The 26,843-nt window shown below is 67.1% G+C and carries 24 protein-coding genes; 15 read left to right on the top strand and 9 right to left on the bottom strand.

Annotated elements, in window-relative coordinates:
• Position 1: 1 nt before the first annotated feature.
• On the top strand, positions 2-685 hold the full coding sequence (locus WFK98_RS13820) for a glycosyltransferase family 2 protein (RefSeq protein WP_266338522.1): 684 nt from the start codon (positions 2-4) through the stop codon (positions 683-685).
• Positions 685-2,130, top strand: coding sequence for a nucleotidyltransferase family protein (locus tag WFK98_RS13815; protein ID WP_336800617.1), 1,446 nt, complete (start codon positions 685-687; stop codon positions 2,128-2,130). Before WFK98_RS13820 ends, WFK98_RS13815 begins: the two co-directional genes overlap by 1 nt.
• Before the next feature lie 73 nt (positions 2,131-2,203).
• Here WFK98_RS13815 and WFK98_RS13810 read toward each other — a convergent pair whose 3' ends face one another.
• The 3 genes from WFK98_RS13810 to WFK98_RS13800 all read right to left on the bottom strand — a co-directional run bounded on the left by WFK98_RS13810 (position 2,204) and on the right by WFK98_RS13800 (position 5,156).
• Positions 2,204-3,427: an NAD(P)/FAD-dependent oxidoreductase gene (locus WFK98_RS13810; RefSeq protein ID WP_336800616.1), complete on the bottom strand. Its 1,224-nt coding sequence runs from the start codon at positions 3,425-3,427 to the stop codon at positions 2,204-2,206.
• Between the two features lie 28 nt (positions 3,428-3,455).
• Positions 3,456-3,785 (bottom strand): MocE family 2Fe-2S type ferredoxin, encoded by a 330-nt coding sequence (locus tag WFK98_RS13805; RefSeq protein WP_336800615.1) that lies wholly within the window; start codon positions 3,783-3,785, stop codon positions 3,456-3,458.
• 276 nt (positions 3,786-4,061) lie between these two features.
• The gene (locus WFK98_RS13800) at positions 4,062-5,156 is read right to left on the bottom strand and encodes a fatty acid desaturase family protein (RefSeq protein ID WP_336800614.1); all 1,095 of its coding nucleotides are present in this window, start codon (positions 5,154-5,156) and stop codon (positions 4,062-4,064) included.
• A gap of 179 nt (positions 5,157-5,335) precedes the next feature.
• Between WFK98_RS13800 and WFK98_RS13795 the strand changes: the two genes are divergently transcribed.
• Both WFK98_RS13795 and WFK98_RS13790 read left to right on the top strand, forming a co-directional pair.
• Entirely contained in the window at positions 5,336-6,373 is a 1,038-nt protein-coding gene (locus WFK98_RS13795; RefSeq protein ID WP_336800613.1) for a LacI family DNA-binding transcriptional regulator, read from the top strand.
• Positions 6,374-6,505: 132 nt separating this feature from the next.
• Entirely contained in the window at positions 6,506-7,612 is a 1,107-nt protein-coding gene (locus tag WFK98_RS13790) for an FUSC family protein (RefSeq protein WP_336800612.1), read from the top strand.
• On the opposite strand, the gene iolB is transcribed toward WFK98_RS13790, so the two are convergent.
• The 5 genes from iolB to WFK98_RS13765 all read right to left on the bottom strand — a co-directional run bounded on the left by iolB (position 7,613) and on the right by WFK98_RS13765 (position 14,790).
• Positions 7,613-8,410, bottom strand: coding sequence for a 5-deoxy-glucuronate isomerase (gene iolB, locus WFK98_RS13785; RefSeq protein WP_336800611.1), 798 nt, complete (start codon positions 8,408-8,410; stop codon positions 7,613-7,615).
• Positions 8,411-8,611: 201 nt separating this feature from the next.
• The gene (iolE, locus tag WFK98_RS13780) at positions 8,612-9,496 is read right to left on the bottom strand and encodes a myo-inosose-2 dehydratase (protein ID WP_336800610.1); all 885 of its coding nucleotides are present in this window, start codon (positions 9,494-9,496) and stop codon (positions 8,612-8,614) included.
• Between the two features lie 310 nt (positions 9,497-9,806).
• Positions 9,807-11,654 (bottom strand): 3D-(3,5/4)-trihydroxycyclohexane-1,2-dione acylhydrolase (decyclizing), encoded by a 1,848-nt coding sequence (iolD, locus tag WFK98_RS13775; protein WP_336800609.1) that lies wholly within the window; start codon positions 11,652-11,654, stop codon positions 9,807-9,809.
• Positions 11,655-11,880: 226 nt separating this feature from the next.
• Positions 11,881-13,818, bottom strand: coding sequence for a bifunctional 5-dehydro-2-deoxygluconokinase/5-dehydro-2-deoxyphosphogluconate aldolase (locus tag WFK98_RS13770; protein WP_336800608.1), 1,938 nt, complete (start codon positions 13,816-13,818; stop codon positions 11,881-11,883).
• 126 nt (positions 13,819-13,944) lie between these two features.
• Positions 13,945-14,790: a MurR/RpiR family transcriptional regulator gene (locus WFK98_RS13765; protein ID WP_336800607.1), complete on the bottom strand. Its 846-nt coding sequence runs from the start codon at positions 14,788-14,790 to the stop codon at positions 13,945-13,947.
• 203 nt (positions 14,791-14,993) lie between these two features.
• Here WFK98_RS13765 and WFK98_RS13760 point away from each other — a divergent pair, with 203 nt between their 5' ends.
• The 11 genes from WFK98_RS13760 (at position 14,994) to WFK98_RS13710 (ending at position 26,115) form a co-directional block, all read left to right on the top strand.
• Positions 14,994-15,917: a sugar ABC transporter substrate-binding protein gene (locus WFK98_RS13760; protein ID WP_266338510.1), complete on the top strand. Its 924-nt coding sequence runs from the start codon at positions 14,994-14,996 to the stop codon at positions 15,915-15,917.
• A gap of 276 nt (positions 15,918-16,193) precedes the next feature.
• The gene (locus WFK98_RS13755) at positions 16,194-17,330 is read left to right on the top strand and encodes an ABC transporter permease (protein ID WP_336800606.1); all 1,137 of its coding nucleotides are present in this window, start codon (positions 16,194-16,196) and stop codon (positions 17,328-17,330) included.
• Positions 17,330-18,109 (top strand): ATP-binding cassette domain-containing protein, encoded by a 780-nt coding sequence (locus tag WFK98_RS13750; protein ID WP_266338508.1) that lies wholly within the window; start codon positions 17,330-17,332, stop codon positions 18,107-18,109. Before WFK98_RS13755 ends, WFK98_RS13750 begins: the two co-directional genes overlap by 1 nt.
• Positions 18,110-18,136: 27 nt before the next feature.
• Complete coding sequence (locus WFK98_RS13745; RefSeq protein WP_336800605.1) at positions 18,137-19,252, top strand: Gfo/Idh/MocA family protein; 1,116 nt, start codon at positions 18,137-18,139, stop codon at positions 19,250-19,252.
• A 51-nt stretch (positions 19,253-19,303) separates the two neighbouring features.
• Positions 19,304-20,299: an inositol 2-dehydrogenase gene (iolG, locus tag WFK98_RS13740; RefSeq protein WP_336800604.1), complete on the top strand. Its 996-nt coding sequence runs from the start codon at positions 19,304-19,306 to the stop codon at positions 20,297-20,299.
• A 201-nt stretch (positions 20,300-20,500) separates the two neighbouring features.
• Positions 20,501-21,472 carry an iron exporter MbfA gene (gene mbfA, locus WFK98_RS13735; protein ID WP_336800603.1) on the top strand — a complete coding sequence of 324 codons (972 nt, stop codon included), beginning with the start codon at positions 20,501-20,503 and terminating at the stop codon, positions 21,470-21,472.
• 78 nt (positions 21,473-21,550) lie between these two features.
• Positions 21,551-22,606, top strand: coding sequence for a dTDP-glucose 4,6-dehydratase (gene rfbB, locus WFK98_RS13730; RefSeq protein ID WP_336800602.1), 1,056 nt, complete (start codon positions 21,551-21,553; stop codon positions 22,604-22,606).
• The gene (rfbD, locus tag WFK98_RS13725; RefSeq protein WP_336800601.1) at positions 22,606-23,493 is read left to right on the top strand and encodes a dTDP-4-dehydrorhamnose reductase; all 888 of its coding nucleotides are present in this window, start codon (positions 22,606-22,608) and stop codon (positions 23,491-23,493) included. The genes rfbB and rfbD overlap by 1 nt, the downstream gene beginning before the upstream one ends.
• On the top strand, positions 23,490-24,362 hold the full coding sequence (gene rfbA / locus WFK98_RS13720; RefSeq protein WP_336800600.1) for a glucose-1-phosphate thymidylyltransferase RfbA: 873 nt from the start codon (positions 23,490-23,492) through the stop codon (positions 24,360-24,362). Before rfbD ends, rfbA begins: the two co-directional genes overlap by 4 nt.
• A gap of 254 nt (positions 24,363-24,616) precedes the next feature.
• Complete coding sequence (locus WFK98_RS13715) at positions 24,617-25,186, top strand: TetR/AcrR family transcriptional regulator (RefSeq protein ID WP_336800599.1); 570 nt, start codon at positions 24,617-24,619, stop codon at positions 25,184-25,186.
• Between the two features lie 65 nt (positions 25,187-25,251).
• On the top strand, positions 25,252-26,115 hold the full coding sequence (locus tag WFK98_RS13710; protein WP_336800598.1) for an oxidoreductase: 864 nt from the start codon (positions 25,252-25,254) through the stop codon (positions 26,113-26,115).
• 23 nt (positions 26,116-26,138) lie between these two features.
• On the opposite strand, the gene rfbC is transcribed toward WFK98_RS13710, so the two are convergent.
• Complete coding sequence (gene rfbC / locus WFK98_RS13705) at positions 26,139-26,690, bottom strand: dTDP-4-dehydrorhamnose 3,5-epimerase (RefSeq protein WP_336800597.1); 552 nt, start codon at positions 26,688-26,690, stop codon at positions 26,139-26,141.
• Between the last annotated feature and the right edge of the window lie 153 nt (positions 26,691-26,843).

Raw genomic sequence — 26,843 nt, 5'->3', positions numbered from 1 at the left:
CATGACGAGCCAGTACACGGTGATCATCCCGGCCTTCAACGCCAGCCGGACCCTTGCCGATTCCGTCGCTTCGCTGCGGAGCCAGACCGCCCCGCCGGCGCGCGCGCTGCTGGTCGATGACGGTTCGACGGACGGCACCGGCGATCTCGCCCGCGAGCTCGGCCTCGAAGTCATCCGCCAGGAGAACCAGGGGCCCGGCGCCGCCTGCAACCATGCGCTGGTCCAGGTCGAGACGCCGGTCGTCGCCTACCTCGATGCCGATGACATCTGGCTGCCGGAAAAGGCGGCGTCGCAGCTGGCGAACCTCGAGGATCAGGCCGATCTCGATGGTGTCTTCGGCCATCTCCGCGTCTTCTTCCACGGCCAGCCGGTAGCGCCGGATGGGCGGGTGCACGAGGGCTGGGGGCGGACGACGATGATGATCCGGACGGCCAGCGCCCGGGCGGTCGGGCCGATCTTCGATCCGCCGGGCGGCGGTCGGGGCGACATGGTCGACTGGATCGCGCGCGGGCGGGAGATGGGGCTGCGGTTCCATATGTCGCCGGAGGTGGTGGCGCTCCGGCGCGTCATCCCCGGCAGCATGAGCTATGGCCGCGACGGGCGGGACATCGGTTATCTGGAGATCGCCAAGCGCGCGCTGGCCCGCCGCCGCGCCGCGCTCGACGGCGGCGGGGGTGGCGACTGATGGCCTGGAGACGCGAACGAAGCTGGCCCGACGGCCATGTCCATCTTCTGCTGCAGGCCGTTCTGGCGCCGGAAGCGCAGGCGAAGGCGGCCTGGCAGGCCTGGCAGGCCCGGCGGAACTTCGACGACATCGTCTGGACGGAGATGCGGCTGCTCGCGTCGCTCTCGGTCCGCCTGCCGCAACTCGATCCCGAAACGCCGCTGCGCCCGCGCATCGACGGTCTGACCAAGCAGCTCTGGACCAAGACACAGCTCAGCCTGCGCGAGACGGCGTCGGCCTTCGACCGGCTCGCGGCCGACCGCATTCCCTTCCTCGTCTTCAAGGGCGGCGCGCAATATGCCGAAGGCCTCGCCGCGGCGACGCGCCGGATCATGGGCGACGTCGATATCCTGGTGCGGCCGGAAGATACGGTGCGCGCGCTCGATTCGCTGGCGGCGGATGGCTGGACGGCGACCAATGGCGAGTCGTTCGAATATCTGCGCGAACTCGCCAATGTCCGCTTGAGCGGCAATTTCAAGAAGGGCGAGCGCGGCGAGATCGACCTGCACAATTCGCCCTTCCATTTCGCCCGCATCCAGCCGCTCCTGGACGAGGCGATGTGGCGGTCGGCGCAGAATGCGAAGCTGGCGCTGCGGCCGATCCTGGTCCCAGCGCCGACAGACGCGACGCTGCTGCTTCTTGCCCATTCCGCCACGAGCGAGAGCGGCGACTGGGCGATCGACCTCGCGGCCCGAATCGACCGGCAGGCGATCGACTGGGGGCTGCTGGCGTCGATGGCGCATCAGCGCGGCCTCGTGCCGGCCTGCCTGGCGGGCCTGCGATATGCGCGGCAGGAACTGTCGCTGCCGGTTCCCGACGCGGCGCTGGCGGCAATGGCGTCCCGTCCGGCGGCCTTCGGCGAGCGGCTCAAATACTGGTCCAACGTGCGCGACCGCAGCGATCGAAATCTCCTTGAGAAAGCCGGCAACCGCCTCGCGGACCGGCTGCTCCGCCATCAGGGCTTTTCGCTCATCGTCAAGGACCGGCGCGCCATCACGGTAACGCGGCCGCGTATCCCGTTTCGCTGGCTGCTCGGCCTGGCCAAGCCCGTCGAGGGCCTGCCGGACGGCCGCTCGCTGCTGCACACGCTGACATTGCGCCAGCCGCGCCGGAGCCTGATCCTGAAGCTGACGCTCGAAGCGCCGGCAATGTCTCGGCGGCTGTTCTTCGACATCACCTGCAACGGGGTCGCCATCGCCCGGCTGCGCAGCCGCGCCGGCGGGCGCGGGGCGGGCAGGGAGGTGTCGCGGACCTTCCACCTGCCGCTGCCGAACGGACTGGTCGGCGACATCTCGGTCGCGATCAACGCCCGACCCGTGCGCTTTATCCCGCCCGATGCGACCGACCGCGAAGCTGCCGCTCTTGGGCCAACGCCATTCCAGCTCGCGGGAGTCTGGACGGCGTAGGGCGGTTTCGGGCGAAGGGGATGCCGGTTCGCGTGAAGAAACGCGATCTGGCAAGGCGTCCGGGTCGAGCGTCTCAGCCGGCCAGCAAAGCCTTGAGCTTCACGTTTGGATCGGCCAGCGCGGCCCGGTCGGGATGCGCGCGCCTTGCGATCAGCATCTCGGCCAGCCGGACGTCCCTGGCGATCTTGCCATTCGGGCCGATCGCGCTGGCCGCGACCAGGCGGCCTTTGCCCGCGAGATGAAAATCGAGCCGGGCGCCGTCGCCGAGATCGCGTGAGATCGTCTCCTCCCCCTCGTCGGGGAGGCCGGCGATCTGCAGTGTCAGCTCGTATTGATCCGACCAGAACCACGGCACGGCGTCGTAGTCGTCGCTGCCGCCGAGCATCGCCCGCGCCGCCGCATTGCCCTGGTCCTGCGCGTTGCGCCAGGCTTCGAGCCGCAGCCGCCGGCCGTCATAGAGCGGATGCGGGAACGAGCAGCAGTCGCCGGCGGCGAAGATGTCCGGGTCCAGGGTCGCGAGCCTCCCATCGACCGCGACGCCATTGTCGATGGCGAGCCCGGCGCGTTCGGCGAGGCCGGTTTCGGCGACCGCGCCGATACCGGCGACGATGCCGTCGCAGACGATCCGCTCGCCGGTCGAAAGCTGGATGACGTGCCGCTCTTCCTCGACCTCGATCCGCTCGATGCCGGTGCCCGTCAGCAGCCGCACGCCGGCCGCCTCGTGCCGTGCCGCCATGACGCTGGCGATCGCCGCCGGCACCGCGCGGGCGAGCAGGCGTGGCGCCAGTTCGATCAGCGTCACCTCCGCGCCGCGAGCGCGGGCGGAAGCGGCGAGTTCGAGGCCGATGAAGCCGCCGCCGATGATGACGATCCGCGCGCCCGGCGCGAGGCGGGAACGGAGCGCGCGGGCCTCGTCGAAGCTGCGCAGGTAGAGGATGCTCTCCGGCGTCGCGCCGGCAACGGCAAGCTTTCGCGCCCGGGCGCCGGTGGCGATCAGCAGGCGGTCATAGCGGAGCCGCTCGCCATCGGAGAGATCCACCATGTGGGCGGCGCGGTCGATCGCCGTGACGGCCCGGCCGCCGAGATGGGCGATGCCGTGCTCGTCGAGCCGCTCGGGCGTCAGGATGTAGGCGGCTTGCGGCTCGTCCGCGTCGGTCAGCGCCGCCTTGGAGAGCGGCGGGCGCTCATAGGGGCTGTGCGGCTCATCGCCGAGGATCGTTATTCTGCCCGCAAAGCCGTTCTCGCGCAGCGCCATGGCGGCGCGCGCGCCGGCCTCGCCCGCACCGATCACGACCATCGTCTCCGCTGGCGCGCCCGTCATCGTTTCAGGCCAGGCCGAGGAAGACTTTGCCGCCGTCGAGCTTGACGGGATAGGTCTTCAGGTTGACGCAGACCGGCGCGCCCTTGGCCTGGCCGGTGCGGTAGTCGAAGCGGCCATTGTGCTTCGGGCATTCGATGATGTGGTCCATGACGAGGCCGTCGGCGAGATGGATCTGCTCATGCGTGCAGAGCCCGTCCGTGGCGAAATATTCGTCGTCGGGCGAGCGGTAGATCGCATAGGTGCGGCCGTCATGGTCGAAGCGGATGACGTCCTCCTCGTCGATGTCGCCGGCGTCGCAGGCCTCGATCCAGCGGGCGGCCGTGGTGGTGTTCATGATGGTCTCCTCGGTTGTTCTGTCGTTCGGCTGGTCGCAGGGTTTTCGAAAGACCCTCACCCCAGCCCTCTCCCGCTTGCGGGAGAGGGGGCGCATCCAGCCCGGGCTTTCGGCCGCTGCCGTTCTTGCTCGATCGTCGGGCCGGCGAGCCGGCGGAAAAGCCCTCGCCCGCTTGCGGGAGAGGGTTGGGCGAGGGGCTTGCTTCCTTCAGAAGCCTTCCACCCTCAACATGCTGAGGAGGGCCGAAGGCCCGACTCGAAGCACGCACGGCGTTGCCTACTCCGCCGGCACGGCCGAGACGAACTGCGTGCCGTGATTGTGCGGGACGGCCTTGTCCGGGTTGGGCAGTTGCCGACGGACGAAATAGCCGGGTTCGCGGACCTGGCGCAGCAGCGCCGGGATGATCTCGGCATAGGCCTCGCGCAGGCCGTTATAGGGCCGTGGGCAATCGTCCTTGATGGCGGCGTGTAGCCGGGGCAGCGCGTGATAGGGCACCATCGGGAACATGTGGTGTTCGACGTGGTAGTTCATGTTCAGATAGAGGAAGCGGTAGACCGGGTTCATGTAGACCGTGCGGCTGTTGAGCCGGTGGTCGAGCACGTCTTCGTCGAGGCCGGCATGCTGCGTCAGGCCGAAGATGATGGTGAAGAAGCCGCCATAGAGCGTTGGCAACCCGATGAACATCGCCGGCAGGATCGAGCCGATCGCGACGCACCAGATCGCGACGGCGGCGAAGATCGCCAGATAGAGCCGCGCCACCCAGTAGACCTTCGAGCGCTCCATCTCGGGGATGTAGGTCAATTCCTCGTCGGTCAGCCTTCCCGCCGCGTGCAGGAACAGCTTCCTGAAAGCGGCATAGGTGCTCTTCAGCGCGAAGACATTGAGCAGCAGGCCGAGGATATCCGGCGGGCGCGGCACGGCGATCTCGGGGTCGCGGCCGACAATGATCGTATCGGTGTGGTGGCGGGTATGGCTCCAGCGCCAGACGGTCGGCTCACGCAGGATCATGAAGCAGGCGATGTGATAAACGACGTCGTTCATCCAGCGCGTCTTGAAGGCGGTGCCGTGGCCGCATTCGTGCCAGCGCGAATCCGAGGCCGAGCCGTAGAGCACGCCATAGACGAGGAAGAACGGCGCCGCCCACCACGAGCCCCAGAGCAGGTAGCCGCCGAGGCCGGAAAGGAAGAGCGCCGCGAACCAGATCGCCGTGTCGCGCAGCGCCGGGCCGTCGGAGCGTTTCATCAGCTCCTTCAGTTCCTTGCGGGTGATCGGGCACTGATACCACTCGGCCGCCGCGAGGCCGTTTTCCTCGGCCCGCTTCGTGTCGCGTCCGACCAGGGAATAGTCGCGCCGAACCGTCTCGGTGGTCATTCCGTTCCTCCGCCGCATCGCGCTTTTGAGCCGTTCCGCGTGCGGAGGCGCGCCTTTGATGTCTGGAACGAGTCTAGACCCCGCCTGTTTCAAGCTCAATCGCGCGATGATAGAATCTCTCACGAAAGCTCAAGGATGCAGCGAGGCTTCATGATAGAAACTATCAGGATTGGACGAGCATGGACGGCGTGAACCGGCCGACGATCCGCGACCTCGCCGAAGCCGCCGGCGTCGGCGTCGCCACCGTCGATCGCGTGCTGAACCGGCGCGCGCCGGTGAAGCGCGAGACGGCCGAGCGCGTGCTCGCCGCCGCCGAGGCGATCGGCTATCACGGCACCGGCCTGCTGAAGCGGCGGCTGGAGGAAACCGCGCCGGACCGCAGCTTCGGCTTCCTGCTGCAGCGTCGCGCCGATGCCTTCTTCCAGGAGATGGCGGCGGCGCTTTCCGCCGCGACCCGCGCCGCTCCGGGCGTGCGCGGCAAGCCGGTCGTCGAGTTCGTCGAGGACATCTCGGCCGGCACGGTGGCGGAAAAGCTGCTGGCGCTCGGCGCCCGCGTCGATGCGCTCGCCGTCGTCGCCGCCGACCATCCGAAAGTGACGGAAGCGGTCGAGCGACTCGCCGCTCGCGGCGTCGGCGTGATGACGCTGCTCTCCGAACTGTCGGCGCCGGGGCGGATCGGCCATGTCGGCATCGATCACCGCAAGGCAGGGCGCACCGCCGCCTGGGCCGTCTCGCGGCTGGCGCGGCAGGCGGGCAGCGTCGGCAGCTTCGTCGGCAGCCATCGCTTTGTCGGCCATGAGCTCGCCGAGAGCAGTTTTCGCGCCTATTTTCGTGAGCATGCGCCCGCGTTCCGCCTGCTCGAGCCGCTCGCCAATCTGGAAGATCCGCATCTCGCGCATGAGGGCACGCTCGAATTGCTGAAGCGCAATCCGGATCTCGTCGGCGTCTATGTCGCCGGCGGCGGCATGGCCGGTCTCGTCACGGCGCTGCGCGAGGCGGGCGCGGAGCGCCGCGTCGTCGCCGTCTGCAACGAACTGGTGCCGGAAACGCGCGCGGCGCTGGTCGACGGCGTTCTCGACGCGGTGATCGCGACGCCGGTCCGGGCGCTCGCCGAGCGGGCGGTGGAGATCCTGACCCGCGCGACGACGCGCCGGGCGGGGGAGGGCGACAACCGTGTCCTGCTGCCCTTCGAACTCTATGTGGCGGAGAATGTCTGAGGTGGCGGGCGGCGATCCGCGCCTCTAGAGTGGCGCGGCGTCGCGACCCGGAAAAGCCGCATCGGCTCACCAGGGTCGAAGGTCTCCGTGATCGGAGGTCGCTTCGGTTCGTTTCGGGAACAGGTGACCCGCGTGCCAGTCCATCGCCTTCTGCGCGCCCGGATCCCGGTGCGGCGCTACAGCCAGGAAATGTTCGCCTTCCGCCGCGGCGACATCCGGCCGGAGACGGTCATCGCCTGCATGCCGGCGATGGCGATCTGCCTCGCCGCCGGCATCTTCCTCGGCCGGCCGGATTATGGCCTCGTCGCGGCCAGCGGCGCCTTCTCGGTCGGTTTCGGCGCCTTCCAGCGCTTCACGGCGGTGCGCGCCGCGCCGATGATATTCGCCATGGTCGGGATGACCTTCGCGGCGTGGCTCGGTTCCTTCTCCGGCGACTACCTGCCGCTGATGATCCTGTTCTCGGCCGTCGCCGGAGCGCTCTGCGGCGGCGCCAACGCGGCCGGCCCGGCCGCGTGGTGGATCACGCTGCAATGGGCAATCGCCTTCTTCGTCGCCGACGCCTATCCCGCCGACATGAGGGGCGCGCTCGGGCGCGCGGGCCTTGTCTTCACGGGCGGCGTGCTGCAGATCGTGCTGGTGACGACCGCCTGGGTGCTGGTCGGCAAGTCGGCCATCATCCGCGAGCATGACGGCACCGAGCGCTGGCAGGACCTGTTCGCCGTGATGGGGCACCGCCTCACCGGCCATTCCGACACGCTGCGGATCGCCGTCGCGACCGCCATCCTCGCCGTGCTGACGACGGTGATGACGAAGACGGCGCATATCCCGAACGGCTACTGGATCCCGGTCACGGCGCTGATCATCCTGAAGCCGCAATCCGACAAGACGGTCGAGCGCGTCGTCTTCCGCATCTGCGGCACGGTCGCCGGCGCCGGCATCGCCACACTCATCGCCGCCGTGCTGCGGCCGGACGAGAGCCTGCTGGCGGTACTGGTGGTCGGGCTCGCGGGGCTCGCCTATTCGATGCAGCGCTCCGGCTATGCTGCCTTCGTCGCCAGCGTCACCGCCTGCGTCGCCTTCCTGGTGTCGCTCGCCGGCCTGCCGGAGATCGAGGTCGTCAAGCACCGCATCATCGCGACGGTGATCGGCGGCCTGCTGGCGCTGGTGACGGCGGTCGGCGTCGAGGCCTGGGACCGCTACGCGCGGCGAGGCACGCAGCCGCCGGCCGCCGAGGGCTAGCTAGTCTTTCAGCAGCCATTCATGCTCGGGCGCGTTGTGGAACTTCCACGTCCGCGTCGGCCCGGCCATGACGTTGAGATAATAGAGGTCGTAGCCGTGGATGGTGGCGCAGGGGTGATATCCCCTCGGCACCAGCGTCACCACGCCATCCTCGATCAGCATCGTCTCGTCGAGCGAGCGGTCGTCGGTATAGACGCGCTGGAAAGCGAAGCCCTGCGGCGGGTTGAGGCGATGGTAGTAGGTCTCCTCCAGCAGCGATTCCGCCGGCAAATTGTCGGTGTCGTGCTTGTGCGGCGGATAGCTCGAGGTGTGGCCGCCGGGCGTGATCACCTCGACCACGAGCAGCGAATCCGCCTTCGCCGTCTCCGGCAGGATGTTGGTGACATGGCGCACATTGGTGCCGCGCCCGCGCGTCTCGTGCTCCATCTTTTCCGGTCGGATATGGCGCGGCGGCAGGTTGCCGCCGGTCGAGGGCGCCGAGCAGACGGCGAGCGTCACCTCGGTCGTCGCCGTCACCGTCCAGTCGTGCTCGGCCGGCACATAGACCGCGTGCGGCTTGCCGTCGAAGGGCGACATGCGTTCGCCCAGGATGTTGAAGTCGATCTCCTCGACGATGATGCGCGCCTTGCCGGAAACCAGCACCAGGCAGACTTCGCGGTCGTTGGTATTGGCCTGCGCCATCTCGCCCGGCGCCAGCTGGTAGAGATCGAAGCCGATATGCGACCAGCCCGCCGACTGCGGCGTGACATGGATGGTCTGGCCCCTGGTTCCGGCCGGCTTGACGAGAAGATCTGCCATGAAGGTCTCCGATATGTCCGCGCTCAGCATATGGACTGTGCTGTTCTTCACCTCTCCCACGGGGAGAGGTCGACGGCCGCAGGTCGGCAGGTGAGGGGTTGAGGCCTCACCCGATCGATCGCAACCCCTCACCCGGAGCTTCGCTCCGACCTCTCCCCATGGGAGAGGTGAAGGCAGGGTGAAGCCTTTCAGATCGGGCGTCTACCGCTTCAATCCGGCAGCATCGATGAAGCGGTTGAGGTTGTCGAACCCCATCTTCACATAGCGCGCGGGCGGCGCCTTGACCGGATCCTGCTCGGCCTCGATGACGATCCAGCCGGAATAATCCGGGATCTCCCTGAACACGGCGAGATAGTCGATCGCGCCGTCGCCCGGCACCGTGTAGACGCCGGCGAGCACGCTATCGAGGAACGACCAGTCGCCGGCCGCCGCCTGCTTCGCCACGTCGGGGCGGACGTCCTTGGTGTGGACATGGGCGATGCGGCCGCGATAGTTGCGCGCCAGCCGGGCCGGGTCGCCGCCGGCCCAGGTGATGTGGCCGGTGTCGAGCAGCAGCTTCACCGCCGGACCCGTCGCTTCCATCATCCGGTCGACCTCCAGCTCGGTCTGGATCACCGTGCCCATGTGGTGGTGATAGACGAGCGTCAGTCCCTCGCGGGCGAGATAGTCGGCGAATTCGGTCAGCCGCGCGGTGAAGCGGCCCCATTCGACCTCGGTCATGATTGGTCGGGTCGAAAGCGGCGCCGACTGGGTGCCGTGGATGGTGCGGGTGCATTCCGCTGCGATGAACACCTTGCAGCCGAACGCCTTCAAGAGGTCGATATGGGCGCGGGCCTGCTTCAGTTCCTCCTCGGCGTCGCGTTCGATCAGGAAGGTCGAATACCAGCCGCCGACGAGGTCGAGCCCGTGCGCGGCGAGGATCGGCCGCAGGGCGTCGGCTTCGCGCGGGAACTTGTGGCCGAGTTCCATGCCTTCGATGCCGATGGCCTTCGCCTCCGACAGGCATTGCTCGAGCGAGATGTCGCCGCCGATGTCCTGCTTGTCGTCGTTGGACCAGCAGATCGGATTGGCGCCGATGCGGATCATGGGGTGTTCCTCATTGTGTTCGGTTCGGTCTGTCTAATGTCCCGCCGAGCGAGGCGGGGGCCTGTTTCTTGAGGTGAAGAAGAGGAGAGCCTTCAGATCGTTCACGTTTCCTCCGCCGTCATCCCGGGCAAGCGAAGCGCGACCCGGGATCCATCTCTCGGCGTGTTGCCAGCGGATGGATGGATCCCTGCTTCCGCAGGGATGACGACCGAGGATGGGTCCAACGCTCGCCGTCATCCCGGAACGTCTCTTCTCATCCCGCGATACTCTCTTCTGCACCTCTCCCTCAGGAAGAGGTGAAGGGAAGACCTCAATCCAGCACGCGCTGCGCCTGGATTGCCTTCTCGTATTCCTTGCGTGCGGCGTTGACCTGGCTGCGGGGGCTCACTTCCGGCACGGCGACGTCCCACCAGTGGCCGCCTTCCTCCGTTGTGATCAGCGGGTCGGTGTCGATGACCAGCACCGTCGTGCGGTCGTTCTTCAATCCCGCCGCGATGCCGGCCTCCAGCTCGGCGATCGAGGCGACCTTGGTCGCGATCGCGCCGAGGCTCGCCGCATGCGCCGCGAAATCGACCGAGGGCATCACCTCGTGCCGAACGTCGCGGAACAGGTTGTTGAAGTTAGCGCCGCCGGTGGCCATCTGCAGGCGGTTGATGCAGCCATAGCCGGCATTGTCGAGCACGACGATGGTGAGCCGCAGCCCCAGCATCACCGAGGTGGCGATCTCCGAGTTCATCATCAGGTAGGAGCCGTCGCCGACCATCACGACGACTTCCTGGTCGGGCTTCGCCATCTTGACGCCGAGCCCGCCGGCGATCTCGTAGCCCATGGTCGAATAGCCATATTCGAGATGGTAGGAACCGGGCGCGCCGGCCTGCCAGAGCTTGTGCAGTTCGCCGGGGAGGCCGCCGGCGGCGCAGACCACCGTTCCGCCCGTCCCGATCGCCCGCTGCACGGCGCCGATCACCTGGCCGTCCGAGGGCAGGGCGGCGTTGGTGGGCGCGGTTGCGGCATCGGCGGCGAGGAACCAGCGCGTCCGGCCTTCTGTCGCCCGCTTCGTCCAGTCTTCCGGCGCCTTCAGCGCTTCCAGCCGCAGCGCCAGTTCGCGCAGGCCCGCGTCGGCGTCGGCGACCAGCGGCAAGGCCCGGTGCTTGGTCGCGTCGAAGACCTGCGTGTTGAGGCCGACAATGGTCTTGCGCGCGTTCTGGAACAGTGCCCAGGAGCCGGTGGTGAAATCCTGCAGCCGGGTGCCGACGGCGAGGATGACATCCGCCTCTTCCGCCAGTTCGTTGGCGGCCGAGGTGCCGGTAACGCCGATCGAGCCCATGTTGAGCGGGTGGTCGGCCGGCAGCGAGGACTTGCCGGCCTGCGTCTCGGCGACCGGGATGCCATGGGCTTCGGCGAAATCGGCAAGCGTCGCCGTCGCGCCGGAGTAGAGCACGCCGCCGCCGGCGACGATCAGCGGCTTCTTCGCGGCGCGCAGCGCAGCGGTCGCGGCGGCCAGTTCGTCGTCGGAGGCGCGCGGCCGGCGCTGCGTCCAGATCTTCTCGTCGAAGAAGGCTTCCGGATAATTATAGGCCTCCGCCTGCACGTCCTGGCAGAGCGACAGCGTCACCGGGCCGCAATCGGCCGGGTCGGTCAGCACGGCCATGGCGCGGGGCAGGGCGGCGAGGATCTGCTCGGGACGGGTGATGCGGTCGAAGTAGCGCGACACCGGGCGGAACACGTCATTGGCCGAGACCGTGCCGTCGCCAAAGTCCTCGACCTGCTGCAGCACAGGATCGGGCCGGCGGTTGGCGAAGACGTCGCCGGGCAGAAACAGGACGGGCAGGCGGTTCACATGCGCCAGCGCGCAGGCCGTCACCATGTTGGTGGCGCCCGGCCCGATGGAACTCGTCACCGCCATCATGCGGCGTCGGAAGCTCGCCTTGGTGAAGGCGATCGCGGCGTGGCCCATCGCCTGCTCGTTGTGGGCGCGGAAGGTCGGCAGGTCGTCCTGGTGCTGATAGAGCGCCTCGCCGATGCCGGCGACGTTGCCATGGCCGAAGATCGCCCAGACGCCGGCGAAGATCGGCACGGTCCTGCCGTCGATGACGGTCTTCTGGCTGGCGAGATATCGCGTCAGCGCCTGCGCCATGGTGAGACGGATGGTGGTCATCGGGCTGTTTCCTCGGCCATTTTTGCAGCACCCCGCCCCGGTCGCCAGGGGCGGTCTCCCTTTTTCTTCAAGCTAGTCTTTCCCCGCTGTCGCCGCGAGAGACCTTCATCTTTCCGCCGTCATCCCTGCGAAGGCGGGGATCCACTAGGCCGGGTTCGTTCCACTCGAACCGTCCGTGGCGCGGCTGCATGGATCCCCGCCTTCGCGGGGATGACGCCGGAAACGCTCACGCCACTTCCGACTGCCTTGCGCTTTCCCAGGCCGCGACCAGCTTGCCGAAGCGGGTGGTCATGTCGGCGATCGCCGCCTCGTCGTCGATCCGGCCCGACAGCCAGCCCTCGGCCGCTTCGGCGAAAATCGTCCTGCCCACCGCGAAACCCTTCACCAGCGGCGTGGCGGCGGCGGCGCGGAAGGCGGCGACCAGTTCGTGTTCCGGCGCCTCCAGCCCGAGCAGGACGATGCCCCGGCAGAGCGGATCGTTGGTGAGGATGACCTGCTCGATCGCTTGCCAGGCGGCCGGACTCGTCTGCGGCTCCAGCTTCCACCAGTCCGGCTTGATGCCGAGTTCGTAGAGCCGGGCGAGGATCGACGAGACCGTCGTCTCGGTAAGCTGCCCGTGCTTGCCGGCGATGATCTCGATCAGCAATTCGCGCCCGACCGTCCGCGCGGCGTCGGCGACGCGCAAAAGTTCGCGCTCCTGCTGCGCCTTCAGCTCGGCGCTGTCGTCGGGATGATAGAAGCAGAGGCACTTGACCGTATGGCCGATCGGCCATTCGGAGAGATGGCTGCCGAGATCGGGCAGGTGATCGAAATCGAGCGGACGGGAGCCAGGCTTCTCCACCGGCCGGCCGATCCAGAAGCCCTGCTCGGAAGCGCGGGGAAACGCCTTCTGGCCGTAGGTCGAATCGAGCAGCATGCCGAAGCCGGGCCGGCCCTTGGCGATGCGGGCCGCCGCCTCGACCGCGAGCGCCTTGATGCCCTCGATCTTTTCACGCGGCACCTTGAGCCGGTCGGCCACGGCTTCGAGCTGCGAGCGATGGTCGATCGCCAGCGCCATCAGCGTATCCGGCTGATCGCGGCGGGTGGTCGCCCAGTGCAGGTGGTTGATATCAGTGTCCTTGCGCAGCGCCCGGTGCGGGCTGCCATGGGCGAGGAAATACGAAAGCTCGGTCCAGGTCGGATATTCCGGCGAGCAGAGCAGCCGCGACACGGCGAAGGCGCCGCAGGCATTGGCCCAGGTGGCGGCGGTCTCCAGTGTCTCTCCCTTCAGCCAGCCGCGCAGGAAGCCGGACATGAAGGCGTCGCCGGCGCCGAGCACGTTGTAGACCTCGATGGGAAAACCCCTGCCGACGATGCCCTGCTCGAGGTCGTCGGGGATGTCGCCTTCATAGACGATGCAGCCCATGGCGCCGCGCTTCAGCACGATGGTCGCCTTCGACAGCGCCCGGATCGTCTTCAGTGCGCCGAGCACGTCGTCGGCGCCCGACGCGATGCGGATTTCTTCTTCCGTGCCGACGATCAGGTCGCAATCGGGCAGGATCGACTTCAACTGCTCGGAGACGCGGTCGGATTTCACATAGCGGGCGAAGCCGTCGCCATGGCCGGCGAGGCCCCAGAGATTGGGGCGGTAGTCGATGTCGAACACGACCTTGCCGCCATTCGCCTTGGCGATCCGGATCGCCTTGCGCTGCGCCGCGTCGCTGTTCTCCCGCGAGAAATGCGTGCCGGTGACGACGATCGCCTCGGCCGAGGCGATGAAGGCCTCGTCGATATCCGCCTCCGACAGCGCCATGTCGGCGCAGTCGGTGCGGTAGAAGATCATCGGCGAGACGCCCTCGTCCTCGACGGCGAGCAGCACCAGGGCCGTCAGGCGGTCGGGGTCGGTGGCGATGCCGTCGGTGGCGACGCCCTCGCGCGCCATCTGTTCGCGAATGAAGCGGCCCATCTGCTCGTCGCCGACGCGGGTGATGACGGCCGACTTCAAGCCGAGCCGCGCCGTGCCGATGGCGATATTGGACGGGCAGCCGCCGACCGACTTGGCGAAGGAGGTGATGTCCTCGAGGCGGGAAAAGATCTGCTGGCCGTAGAGATCGACCGATGATCTCCCGATGGTGATCACATCGAGCGGTCGGGCCGCCCTGCCGGCTCCGGGAGCCTCGGTCATCGCATTCTCCGTCTCGGTTAACGAGGGGTTGCCGTACCGTTACCGGAACGGCGGCCTGGCGCCCCCTTCACTGTCGCGGAGAGTGAAACAAAAATTCTGCGATTTCGTCAATATGGAATAAGCGGATCATCCACCGCGCCGCGCCTCTGCGACGGCGACGGTCAGCGTCATGGCGAGCGCCATCGAGGCGGAGAGCGAGCGGAAACCCTCGAAGTCGGCTTCGACCACTTCGAACCAGACGCCAAGCTTGGGAATCAGCGGGCTGAACGGGCTGTCGGTGATGACGACGAGCGGCGTGCCTGCCTCGTTGATCTGGCGCGCATAGGCGAGCGTCGCCGAGGCATAGGGGGTGAAGGAGATGGCGATCGCCGCGTCGCGCGGGGTGGCAAAGGAGAGGGTTTCCGGGTCGTTGCCCTGCGCCGAGCCGACCAGCACGGATTTCACGCCGAGCTTGCCGAAGGCGTAGCTCATATAGGAGGTGACCGGGAAGGAGCGGCGCTGGCCGATCAGGTAGATCGTCTCGGCCTTGGCGAGCAGCGCCGCCGCCTCGTCGATCTGTTCGACCTGGACGCGCTCGCGCAGCGAGCCGACGGAGCGTTCCGCTGCCTTGCAGAAGCCTGAGAAGAGTGTCGCCGATTTGCTGTCGCCGGCGACATGCGAGCGCAGCGAGGAAAGTCGCTCGGAATAGTTCGACGTGCGGTCGCGCAGCCGGTCCTGGAATACCGCCTGCAGGTCGGAAAAGCCTTGATAGCCGAAGGCCTGGGCGAAGCGCACCAGCGTCGACGGCTGCACTTCCGCCTTCTCGGCGATGCTGGCCGCCGTGCCGAAGGCGACGTCGTCGGGATTGGCGACGGCATAGATCGCGACCTGGGCGAGGCGCTTCGGCAGCGTGTCCTTGCGGCTCACCATCAGGTTGCGCAGGTTCCAGAAGTCGCGGGGCGGCAAGGCATCGGGGTCGTCGGGCGTCGTCATCGCGGGCCTTTCCAGCGCATTTTCCGCAGCTTGCTCCCACTTCTCGCCGAAAATCAACTCTTGACGGGTGTCAACCTCTATGGAATGAATGTTCCGACATCGACATGCGGAGCTGTTTTGTTCCGAAATTCTCGATGCGAGGGAAATCAGAGCCAAAAAAAGACGCCGGATTCCCGCCCTTTTTCATTCTCGGGAGGAATGTCATGAAGCTGAAATTCAAGGCAATGCTCGCCGCGACGGCGCTTGCCGTCTCCACGCTCGCCGCCCATGCCGACATCATCGTCGTCACCCACGGCCAGGCCTCGGATCCGTTCTGGTCGGTGGTCAAGAACGGCGTCGCCGAGGCCGGCAAGGATCTGGGCGTCAAGGTCGACTACCGCGCGCCGGAGACCTTCGACATGGTCGCGATGGCGCAACTGATCGATGCCGCCGTCAACCAGAAGCCGGAAGGCCTCGTCGTCTCGATCCCGGATGCCGATGCGCTCGGGCCGTCGATCCAGAAGGCGGTCGCCGCCGGCATCCCCGTCATCTCGATGAATTCCGGCTCCGACGTCTCGAAGAAGCTCGGCGCGCTGCTTCATGTCGGCCAGAGCGAATATGACGCCGGCAAGGCCGCCGGCGAGAAGCTGAAGACGATGGGCGCCAAGAAGGGGCTCTGCGTCAACCAGGAAGTGGGCAACGTCTCGCTCGACCTGCGCTGCAAGGGCTTCACCGACGGCTTCGGCGCCGTGACCGTGCTGCCGACGTCCAACGATCCGGCCGACGTCAAGGCCAAGGTCAAGGCGGCGCTTGCCTCGGACCCGGCGATCGACGCCATCCTGACCCTGAATGCGTCGCTCGCCGGCGAACCGGCCGTCGCCGCCGTTTCGGAATCCGGCATGGACGGCAAGGTCAATGTCGCCACCTTCGATCTTTCGGCTGGCTTCCTGCAGGCCGTCGCCGACGGCAAGGCGGCCTTCGCCATCGACCAGCAGCAGTTCCTGCAGGGCTATCTGCCCGTCGCCTTCCTGGCGCTGCACAGCAAGTACGGCCTGATGCCGGGCGGCGACGTGCCGTCGGGTCCCAATCTCGTGACCAAGGACTCGGCCGCCAAGGTGGTGGAACTGTCGGCCAAGGGCATTCGCTGAGGCCATCCCGGGCGCGCGCACCCCCTCCCGCGCGCGCCCGTTTTCCCGATTCCTCCGCCGAGGCGCGTCGATCCCACGAAAGATCCGCGGCCTCCGCCGAATACCCAAGTCGGAAAGACGAAATGCGCAGCAATCAGGTCAGCGCCGCCGCGATGACGGCGCCCGGCACCTTCGCGGTGCGCCCGCTTCCAGGTACTGCCGTCGTGGATGCATCGGCTCGTCTCTTCGGCGCTGGCAGCCGGCGGGACAGGATGGCGAAGCAGGGAGGACGCCGCCATGACCGAGCCGAATAGCCCGTCGGCGCTGGCCGCCAAGGCGGCCGATGAACGGCTCAAGCATGCGTCGGCGCTGACGCGCCTGCTGCGCCGGCCCGAACTCGGGGCCATACTCGGCCTCGTCATCGTGACGAGCTTCTTCATCGCGATCGCCAATCCGGTGATGTTCGAGCTGTCCGGGATCATGAACTTCATGGCGCCGGCGGCCCAGCTCGGCATCCTGGCGATCGGTGCCTCGCTGCTGATGGTTGGCGGCGAGTTCGACCTTTCAGTCGGTTCGATGGTTGCCTTCGCCGGCCTGATCTTCGCCGCCTGCCTCGTCACCTTCGGCCTGCCGCTGCCGGTGGCGATCCTGATCGCCTTTATCTGCGCCGCCGCGATCGGCTTCATCAACGGCCAGCTCGTCATCCACACCGGCCTGCCGAGTTTCATCGTCACGCTCGCCTTCCTGTTCGTACTCCGGGGTCTTTCGCTGGTCGGGCTCAAATGGGCGACCGGCGGCGCGACGCAATTGCGCGGCGTGCGCGAGGCGGCGACGCGGACTTCGCTCGACGCCTTCATCTACAAGCTCTTCGCCGGCGACGCGTTCGAGGGCCTGTTCGCCTGGCTCGCCGCGCATGACTGGATCGCCAAGTTCCCGAACGGCCAGCCCAAGGTGACCGGCGTCCCGGTCGAGATCGTCTGGTTCGTCGGGCTCGCCGTCGTCTGCGCCATCGTCCTGGCCCGCACGCGCTATGGCAACTGGATCTTCGCCGCCGGTGGCGATCCCAATGCCGCGCGCAATTCTGGCGTCCCGACCCGGCGGGTGAAGACGTCCCTCTTCGTCCTCACGGCCTGCTGCGCGGCGCTGGTGGCCGTGCTGACGGTGCTCGATGCCGGCTCGACGGATGCCCGGCGTGGCTTCCAGAAGGAGTTCGAGGCGATCATCGCCGCGGTGATCGGCGGCTGCCTGCTGACGGGCGGCTATGGCTCGGTCGTGGGCGCGGCGGTCGGCGCCGTCATCTTCGGCATGGTGCTGATCGGCCTCACCTACACCGCCATCGACCAGGATTGGTACCTCGTCTTCCTCGGCGGCATGCTGCTGATGGCCGTGTTCTTCAACAACATCATCCGCAAGCGCGTGACGGGAGAGCGCTGATGACGACGCCGATCCTGGAAATGCGCGACATCGAGAAGCATTTCGGCTCCGTGGTGGCGCTCGCCGGCGTGTCGATCTCGATCCATGCCGGCGAGGTGCATTGTCTGCTCGGCGACAATGGCGCTGGCAAGTCCACCTTCATCAAGACGATGGCGGGCGTGCACAGGCTGACCCGGGGCGAGATGCTCCTGAACGGCCAGCCGGTGCATTTCACCAGCCCGCGTCAGGCGCTCGATGCCGGCATCGCCACGGTCTACCAGGACCTCGCCATGATCCCGCTGATGTCGGTGACGCGGAACTTCTTCATGGGTCGCGAGCCGGTCAAGGGCATCTGGCCGTTCCGCTTCATGGACATGGGCTTCTGCGACCGCGTCACGCGCGAGGAAATGCAGCGGATCGGCATCGACGTGCGCGATCCCGGTCAGGCGGTCGGCACGCTTTCGGGCGGCGAGCGCCAATGCGTGGCGATCTCGCGCGCCGTCTATTTCGGCGCCAAGGTACTGATCCTCGACGAGCCCACCTCGGCGCTCGGTGTCCGGCAGACGTCGATGGTGCTCAAATATATCGACATGGTGCGCAAGCGCGGGCTCGGCGTCGTCTTCATCACCCACAATGTCCGCCATGCGCTCGCGGTCGGCGACCGCTTCACCGTGCTGAACCGCGGGCGGACATTGGGCACGGCGGCGCGCGGCCAGATCACGGCGGACGAACTGCAGAATCTCATGGCCGGCGGCAAGGAACTCGCCGACCTTTCCGCCGAACTCGGCGGCACGGTCTGAGAGCAGGAAGAATCGGGAATATTGGGCATGAAATCTCTCGGCATCGGGCTGATCGGTACTGGATACATGGGCAAGTGCCATGCGCTCGCCTGGAACGCCGTCGCGCCGACCTTCGGCGACGTGGCACGGCCAAGGCTGGTGCATCTTGGCGAGGCGAACGAGGCGCTGGCCAGAAGCAAGGCGACGGAACTGGGCTTCGCCCGCGCCTCGGGCGACTGGGGCAGGGTGGTCGAGGATCCCGAGGTCGACCTCGTCTCGATCACGACGCCGAACCAGTTCCACGCCGAGATGGCGATCGCCGCGCTCACGGCCGGCAAGCATGTCTGGTGCGAGAAGCCGATGGCGACGTCGCTCGCCGACGCGACGGCGATGCTTGAGGCAGCCGAAGCATCCGGCAAGGTGGCGGCGCTCGGCTACAACTACATCCAGAACCCCGCCACGCGGCACATGCGCCGGCTGATCGCGGACGGCGCGATCGGCACGGTCAACCATGTCCGCGTCGAGATGGACGAGGACTTCATGGCCGACGCGGCGGCGCCGTTCGGCTGGAAGAGCGAGGCGGCATCGGGCTATGGCGCGCTCGACGATTTCGCCGTGCATCCGCTGTCGCTGCTCACCGTTCTGGTCGGGCCGCTGGCGAGCGTCGTGGTCGACATGGCGAAGCCCTATGCCGAGCGGCCATTGGCCTCGGGCGGCAGCCGCGCGGTCGAGACGCACGATATCGCCAACATCCTGTTCCGCCTTCAAAGCGGCGCGTCTGGCAGCCTGCTGGTCAATCGCTCGGCCTGGGGCCGCAAGGGCCGGATCGCCATCCAGATCTTCGGCTCCGAGGGCTCGCTGCTCTACGACCAGGAGCGGATGAACGAGCTGCAGCTGTTCCAGGCGCGCGGACCGGCGGCCGAGCAGGGCTTCCGCACCATCCTGACCGGGACGGTGCATCCACCCTATGACCGCTTCATCCCGGCGCCGGGCCATGGCCTCGGCTTCAATGATCTGAAGGTGATCGAGGCGCGCGAACTGATGCGGCGGATCGCCGGCGAGCCGGCCCATCTGATCGAGTTTGCAACGGGATTGCGGATCGAACGCACCGTCCATGCCATGGCCCGCTCGCACGAGACGCGCGGCTGGGTCGACATCGATTGAGCTCCAGACCGGCGAGCCCTGCGGGCGCCGAACCAGATTGAGGAAATTGGAATGACCGTGAGACTGGGACTTCTCGGAGCGGGCCGGATCGGCAAGGTACATGCCGGCGCGATCGCGGCGAATGCGGGCGCGACGCTCGTCGCCGTTGCCGACGCCTTCCCCGAGGCGGCCAAGGCGCTCGCCGCCGCGACCGGCGCGGAAGTGCGCGAGGCCGACGCGATCATGAACGCCGGCGACATCGACGCCGTCCTGATCACGACGCCGACCGACCTGCACGCCAGCATGATCGAGCAGGCGGCGCGCGCCGGAAAGGCGATCTTCTGCGAGAAGCCGGTCGATCTCGACGTCGCCCGCGTCAAGGAATGCCTCGCCGTCGTCGCGGCGGAGAAGGCGCTGCTGATGGTCGGCTTCAATCGCCGCTTCGATCCGAACTTCATCGAGGTGCGGCGGCAGATCGACGCCGGCGCCATCGGCAAGGTCGAGATGGTGTCGATCACCTCGCGCGATCCCGGCCCGCCGCCGGCCGACTATATCCGCCGTTCGGGCGGGCTGTTCCGCGACATGACCATCCATGATTTCGACATGGCGCGCTTCCTGCTCGGCGAGGAGCCGGTCAGCGTCTTCGCCTCGGCGTCGGTGCTGGTCGATCCGGAGATCGGCAAGCTCGGCGATTTCGACAGCGCCTCCGTCGTGCTGACGACGAAATCCGGCCGCATCGCTCAGATCTCGAATTCGCGCCGCGCCAGCTATGGCTATGACCAGCGCATCGAGGTGCATGGCTCGAAGGGGCTGGTCAGCGCCGACAATCTGCGCGCCACCAATGTCGAGATCGCCAATCGCGATGGCTATCGCCGCGAGCCGCTGCTGAACTTCTTCATGACCCGCTACACGGAGGCGTATCGCAACGAGATCGCCGCCTTCATTCAGGCCGTCGAGAAGGGTGGGCCGGCGACACCTTCCGGCGAGGACGGCTGGAAGGCGCTGGTGCTCGCCGACGCCGCGCTGCAGTCGGTCAAGGAGAAGCGGGCGATCGCGGTTTCGATCTGACCACCGCACTCAGGACCTTTCGATCCGATGGCCGGGACCCGAATCCCGGCCATTTTCTTTGGTTCGCGCCGCCGTGCCGTGCCGCTGGCGCCGCTTCGCCGATCCCCATCCGGCAACCTCTTTGGCAAGGTGTCGCGCTTGTGAAGGGAAGGCGCAGCTGATACCAGATTAGAAAAATTCTAATCTGCAAGGACTACTCCCGTGTTTTCATTCGGCAAGCGCTCGTTCAAGGACCTCTCGGTGCGCGAGGTCATGGCGCTGGCGATCGGCGCCGAGGAAGAGGATGCCCGGCGCTATCGCGACATGGCGGAGCGGCTTGCGCCCGACTTTCCCGGTTCGGCCAGGGTCTTCGACGCCATGGCGGTCGAGGAGGACGGGCACCGGCGCCTGCTGATCGATCTCTTCAAGGAAAAGTTCGGTGACCATATCCCACTCGTCCGGCGCGACGACGTGCGCGGCTTCGTCCGGCATGCGCCGGTCTGGTCGATGCGCAACATCTCGGTCGACGGCTTCCGGCTCGACGCCGCGACGATGGAGCTCGAGGCGCAGCGCCTGTATCTGAAGGCGGCCGAGCGGGCGACCGACCCGGATGTGCGAAAGCTGCTCGGCGACCTCGCCGCCATGGAGGCGCAGCACGAGCGCAAGGTCGAGGAACTCGAGGCCGAGCACCTGCGCGAGAGCGTGCGGAGCGAGGAGGACGCGACGCGGCGGCGCATGTTCGTCATGCAGGTGGTCCAGCCCGGCCTTGCCGGCCTGATCGACGGCTCCGTCTCGACGCTGGCGCCGATCTTCGCCGCCGCCTTCGCTACGCAGAATTCGTTCAGCGCCTTTCTGGTCGGTCTCGCCGCCTCGATCGGCGCCGGCATCTCAATGGGCCTCACCGAAGCGCTGTCGGACGACGGCGTCATCACCGGCCGCGGCCATCCCTGGCTGCGCGGCGTCGTCTGCGGCGTGATGACCGCGATCGGTGGCCTCGGCCACACGCTGCCCTTCCTCATCCCGCATTTCTGGACGGCGACGGTGGTGGCCGGTGTCGTGGTGCTGGCCGAACTCATCGCCATCGCCTGGATCCGCTGGCGCTACATGGACACGAAGTTCCATTCCGCCATGGGGCAGGTCGTGCTGGGCGGCCTGCTGGTGCTGGCCGCCGGCATCTTCATCGGCAGCGCCTGAGCCTTCGTCCACAGGCCGCCTTTGCGATGACATGGCGAGGGGGTTAGGCTGACCGCTCAACAGGGTGGTCGGTCTCGTATGCGTGTTCTCGTTACCGGCGGCGCCGGCTTCATCGGTTCGGCTCTTTGCCGGCATCTGGTCGGTGATCTCGGGGTCGCCGTCGTCAATGTCGACAAGCTGACCTATGCCGCGAACCTCGCCTCGCTGGCGCCGATCGCCGATCATCCGCTCTATGCCTTCGTGCAGGCCGACATTGGCGATGCGGGCGCGCTTGCCGACGTCTTCCGTCGCTACGAGCCGGACGGCGTCATCCATCTCGCGGCCGAGAGCCATGTCGACCGATCGATCGGTGCTCCCGGCGTGTTCCTCGAGACCAACATCATGGGTACGGCGACGCTGCTGGAAGCGGCGCGCGCCTATCACGACACGCTCGGCGCCGAGAAGCGCTCGGCCTTCCGCTTCCTGCATGTCTCGACCGACGAGGTGTTCGGCTCGCTCGGGGAGGACGGCCTGTTCCACGAGGCGACGCCCTATGACCCTTCCTCGCCCTATTCGGCCAGCAAGGCCGCGTCGGACCATCTGGTCCGCGCCTGGCAGCGCACCTATGGCCTGCCGGCGCTGATCTCCAACTGCTCCAACAATTACGGGCCGTACCACTTCCCGGAGAAGCTGATCCCGCTCGTCATCCTGAACGCGCTCGACGGCGCGCCGATCCGCGTCTATGGCGACGGCTCCAATGTGCGCGACTGGCTCTATGTCGAGGATCACGCCCGCGCCCTGTTCCTGGCGTTGACGCGGGGCAAGCCGGGCGCGAGCTACAATATCGGCGGCCGCAACGAGCGCACCAATCTCGACGTGGTGCAGGGCATCTGCGCCATTCTCGATCGCCGACTCGGCGGCCGGCGGCATGCCGAACTGATCGAGTTCGTCGCCGACCGGCCCGGCCACGACCAGCGCTACGCCATCGACCCGACCAAGGCGGAGACGGAACTCGGCTGGCGGGCGGCGGAAAACTTTGACAGCGGCATCGAGAAGACCGTCGCCTGGTATCTCGACCGGCGCGACTGGTGGGAGCCGATCCGCAGCGGCGTCTATCGCGGCCAGCGCCTCGGCCTGCTGGAGGGCGCGGACTGATGCGGATCTTCGTTGCCGGCTCCAGCGGCCAGTTGGCGCGCGCGCTCGCGGCGCGGGCGGCCGCGCATGGCCATGTCGTCGAGACCTTCGGCCGGCCGGCGCTGGATCTTGCCGATCCCGATGGTGCTGCGAAGCGGATCGCCAGCTTCGAGCCGGATCTGATCCTGAACGCCGCCGCCTATACGGCGGTCGACCGGGCCGAAAGCGAGGAAGCGCTCGCCATGGCGATCAACCGTGACGGTGCAGCGGCTCTCGCCGCCAGCGCGCGAAAACTCGGCCTGCCGTTCCTGCATGTCTCGACCGACTATGTCTTCGACGGCGAGAAGGGCGAGCCCTACGTCGAAACCGACGCGACGAATCCGCTCGGCGTCTATGGGCGCACCAAGCTCGCCGGCGAAGCGCGGGTGCTGACTGAGTATCCCGACGCGCTGATCTTCCGCACCGGCTGGGTCTATGGCCAGGATGGCGGCAATTTCGTCCGCACCATGGTCCGCCTCGCCGGCGAGCGGGAGCATCTCGACATCGTTGCCGACCGCTTCGGCAATCCGACCCATGCCGTCGATCTCGCCGACGGCCTGCTGGCGATCGCCGGGCAGGCGAGGGGCGTCGCCTCGGGCGGCATCTTTCATCTCGCCGGCAGCGTCGAGGCGAGCTGGTTCGACCTTGCCTCAGGCGTCATGGCGCGGCTTGCCGAAGCCGGGCGCAAGGTGCCGACGCTCGGCCGGATCTCGGGCGATGCCTATGTCGCGCCGGCGGCGCGGCCGCGCGATTCCCGGCTCGATTGCGGGCGGACGGAACAGAGCTTCGGCGTCCGGCTCCCCGGCTGGCCGGACAGCCTCGGCGTCGCCGTCGACGCCATCCTCGATCTCGAACGGAATGCGGCATGAAGGGTATCGTTCTCGCCGGCGGCGCCGGCACGCGGCTGCATCCGATGACGCTTGTCACCAGCAAGCAGTTGCTGCCGATCTACGACAAGCCGATGATCTATTATCCGCTGTCGACGCTGATGCTGGCCGGCATTCGCGACATTCTGATCATCTCGACGCCGCAGGACCTGCCGAAGTTCCAGGCGCTGCTCGGCGACGGTTCGCAATGGGGTATCGCGCTTTCCTATGCCGAGCAGGCAGCGCCGGAGGGATTGGCGCAGGCCTATCGGATCGGTGCGGATTTCGTCGCCGGCTCGCGGTCGGCGCTGATCCTCGGCGACAACATCTTCTTCGGTCATGGCCTGACGGACCTGCTGGCGGAGGCCCGGGCGCGGACGAGGGGGGCAACCGTGTTCGCCTATCATGTGCAGGATCCGGAGCGGTACGGCGTGGTGGCCTTCGACCGCGACCAGAAGGCCATCTCGATTGAGGAGAAGCCGAAGGCTCCGAAGTCGAACTGGGCGGTGACCGGGCTCTATTTCTATGACGAGGCGGTGGTCGACATCGCCGCCGACCTGAAGCCCTCGGCGCGCGGCGAACTGGAAATCACCGACGTAAACAGCGCCTATCTCGAACGTGGCGCGCTGCATGTCGAGAAGATGGGGCGTGGCTATGCCTGGCTCGATACCGGCACGCCGGACAGCCTGATCGAGGCATCGGAATTCGTGCGCACCTTCGAGAAACGGCAGGGCCTGAAGATCTGCTGTCCCGAGGAAATCGCCTATCTCATGGGCTTCATCGACGCGGCAGCGCTCGAACACCTCGGCATCGCGCTCGGCAGGAGCAGCTATGGCCAGTACCTGCTCAACACTGTGCTCGCAGATCGCTGATAGGGCGTACACATTTTCAGCGTGTCATGCTGCCATCGCTGGCCATTCCCGGGATGAGCCGGGAATACCGGCGTTCATGGCTCAGCCGGCCCTTGAAATAACGCATAGGGTCCAAGCCGCTGATACCCTGCATGAATCAGCGCCGGCTTGTCTTGCCCGGCGAGGAAAAACGTCCCTTTGGAAGAAAGCCCCTTGAAGCGTCGCTACCCTTGACCCAATTATAATGAGCAAGCACTCGCTCATAGGGTATTCGAATGGCACGCCCCCTCAGTGAAGAAAAGCGCGAAGCGATCCTGACCGCCGCCGTCGATCTGGTGGCGGCGCAGGGAACCGGCGCGCCGACGGCCAAGATCGCCAAGGAGGCCGGCTTCGCCGAGGGGACGCTCTTCACCTATTTTGCCACCAAGGACGACCTCCTCAACGAACTCTTCCTTGAAATCGAGGCGGAACTGGCGGCGGCGCTGCTGGATGACTACCCGACGGATGGCAGCCCGTATGAGCGGACCCGGCATATCTGGAGCCGCCTGATCGACTGGGGCGCGGCCAACCCGGCCAAGCGGAAGACGATCCGGCAGCTCAAGGTTTCGGATCGCGTTTCGGAGGCCAGCCGTTGTCGCGCCAGCGGGCTGTTCGAGGAAATCGTCGGGCGGCTGGAGGGCAACCTCGCCAGTCACGTCTCGACGGAATATGACGCGGCCTATGTCAGCGCCATTCTCGACACGTTGGCCGAGACGACGCTCGAATTCATCATGCGGTACCCGGACAAGCGCGAACACTACAAGCGCGCCGGCTTCGACGCCTTCTGGCGAGGAATTGCCCGATAGGGTTTTTGTCTTTTTAATGAGTATGTACTCACTCATTAAAATTGTCTCATCGAAAGGAACATCCAATGTCCAGGATCTGGTTGATCACCGGCAGCGCCCACGGGCTGGGTCGCTCGATCGTCGAGGCCGCGCTGGCGGCGGGCGATCGCGTCGTCGCGACGGCACGCAGTCCCGAAAGGCTTGACGATCTGGTTGAGAAGCATGGCGAAAGCCTGCGCAGCTTCGCGCTCGACGTGACCGACGCCAAGGCCGCGCAGGCCGCCGTCGATTTCGCCGTCGCGACCTTCGGGCGGCTGGACGTGCTCGTCAACAATGCCGGCTTCGGGCATTTCTCGCCGTTCGAGCAGACGGACCCGGATGATTTCCGGGCCCAAATCGACACCAATTTCTATGGTGTCGTGCATCTCAGCCGCGCGGCGCTCCCCGTCATGCGCCGGCAACGCTCGGGCCACATCATCAACATCTCCTCGGTCGGCGGCCGCACCAGCGCGTCCGGCATGAGCGCCTATCAGGCGGCCAAATGGGCCGTGGGCGGTTTCACGGAGGTGCTGGCGAAGGAGGTCGCGGGCTTCGGCGTGAAGGTCGTTGCGGTCGAGCCGGGCGGCATGCGCACCGATTGGGGCTTCGTCGCGCGGGGCAACACGCCGCCGCTCCTGCCGGATTACGAGGCGGGGGTGGGAGCGATGCTGGCTCTGCTCAAGGGTTATATCGGCCACGAGGTCGGAGATCCGGCCAAGGTCGCCAAGGTCGTCATCGATCTCGCCGGGCGCGACAAGGTCCCTGCGCACTTGCTGCTCGGCAGCGACGCCCTGTTCGTCTACGGCGAAGCCGAGGCGGTCCGGCAGGCGGATGCCAGGGAATGGGCCGAGGTCAGCGCCTCGACCGATTTCGAGGGTTCGGATCTCTCGCGTCTGGCGCGCATGCGGTAGAGCGCCCAGGAGGGCTCCCGACGCTAGAGCGCCAGATCCGCCAGGCGCGGATGCTTGCGGTCGCGATCCGAAAGGGTCGCGGCCGTTTCCGCGACCGGCCAGTCGATGCCAAGGGCGGGATCGTTCCAGGCAAGGCCGCGATCATGCTCGGGGCTGTAATAGTCCGACGTCTTGTAGAAAACCTCGGTATCGGGTTCGAGCGTGCAGAAGCCGTGCGCGAAGCCGGCGGGAACATAGAGCTGTGCGCGGTTCTCGGCGGAAAGTGTCACCGCGACATGCTGGCCGAAGGTCGGCGAGGACGGGCGGATATCGACCGCGACGTCGAGGATCGAACCGCGCAGCACGCGCACCAGCTTGGCCTGTGCGCGCGGCTCAAGCTGAAAATGCAGGCCGCGCACCGTGCCCACTGGGCGGGAGAGCGACTGGTTGTCCTGGACGAAGGCGACGGCCGGATCGACGTGGCGCTGGAACATGTCCTGCCGGAAGGCCTCGAAGAAATGGCCGCGTGCATCGCCATGCACCTTGGGGTGGAGGAGGGCGGGGCCCGCGATGGCGAAGCGTTCGATGGTGGTCATGGCTAGCAGGCTGTCCGATTGCATTGGGGCGCCCACTTGGCCGGGATCGCCGCCGGGATGCAAGCCTTCGGCGCATCGCCGCATGGACAGGGCGATTGGCGGTCGCCATGGTGGCGCTTACGCGCGGGAAGCGGGACGAATCGCCCCGCCTGG

The organism is Kaistia sp. MMO-174, assembly GCF_037147815.1.
GTDB lineage: Bacteria > Pseudomonadota > Alphaproteobacteria > Rhizobiales > Kaistiaceae > Kaistia > Kaistia nematophila.
Note: the sequence above shows the minus strand (reverse complement) of the source record. Positions and strands in the feature narration are given on the sequence as shown.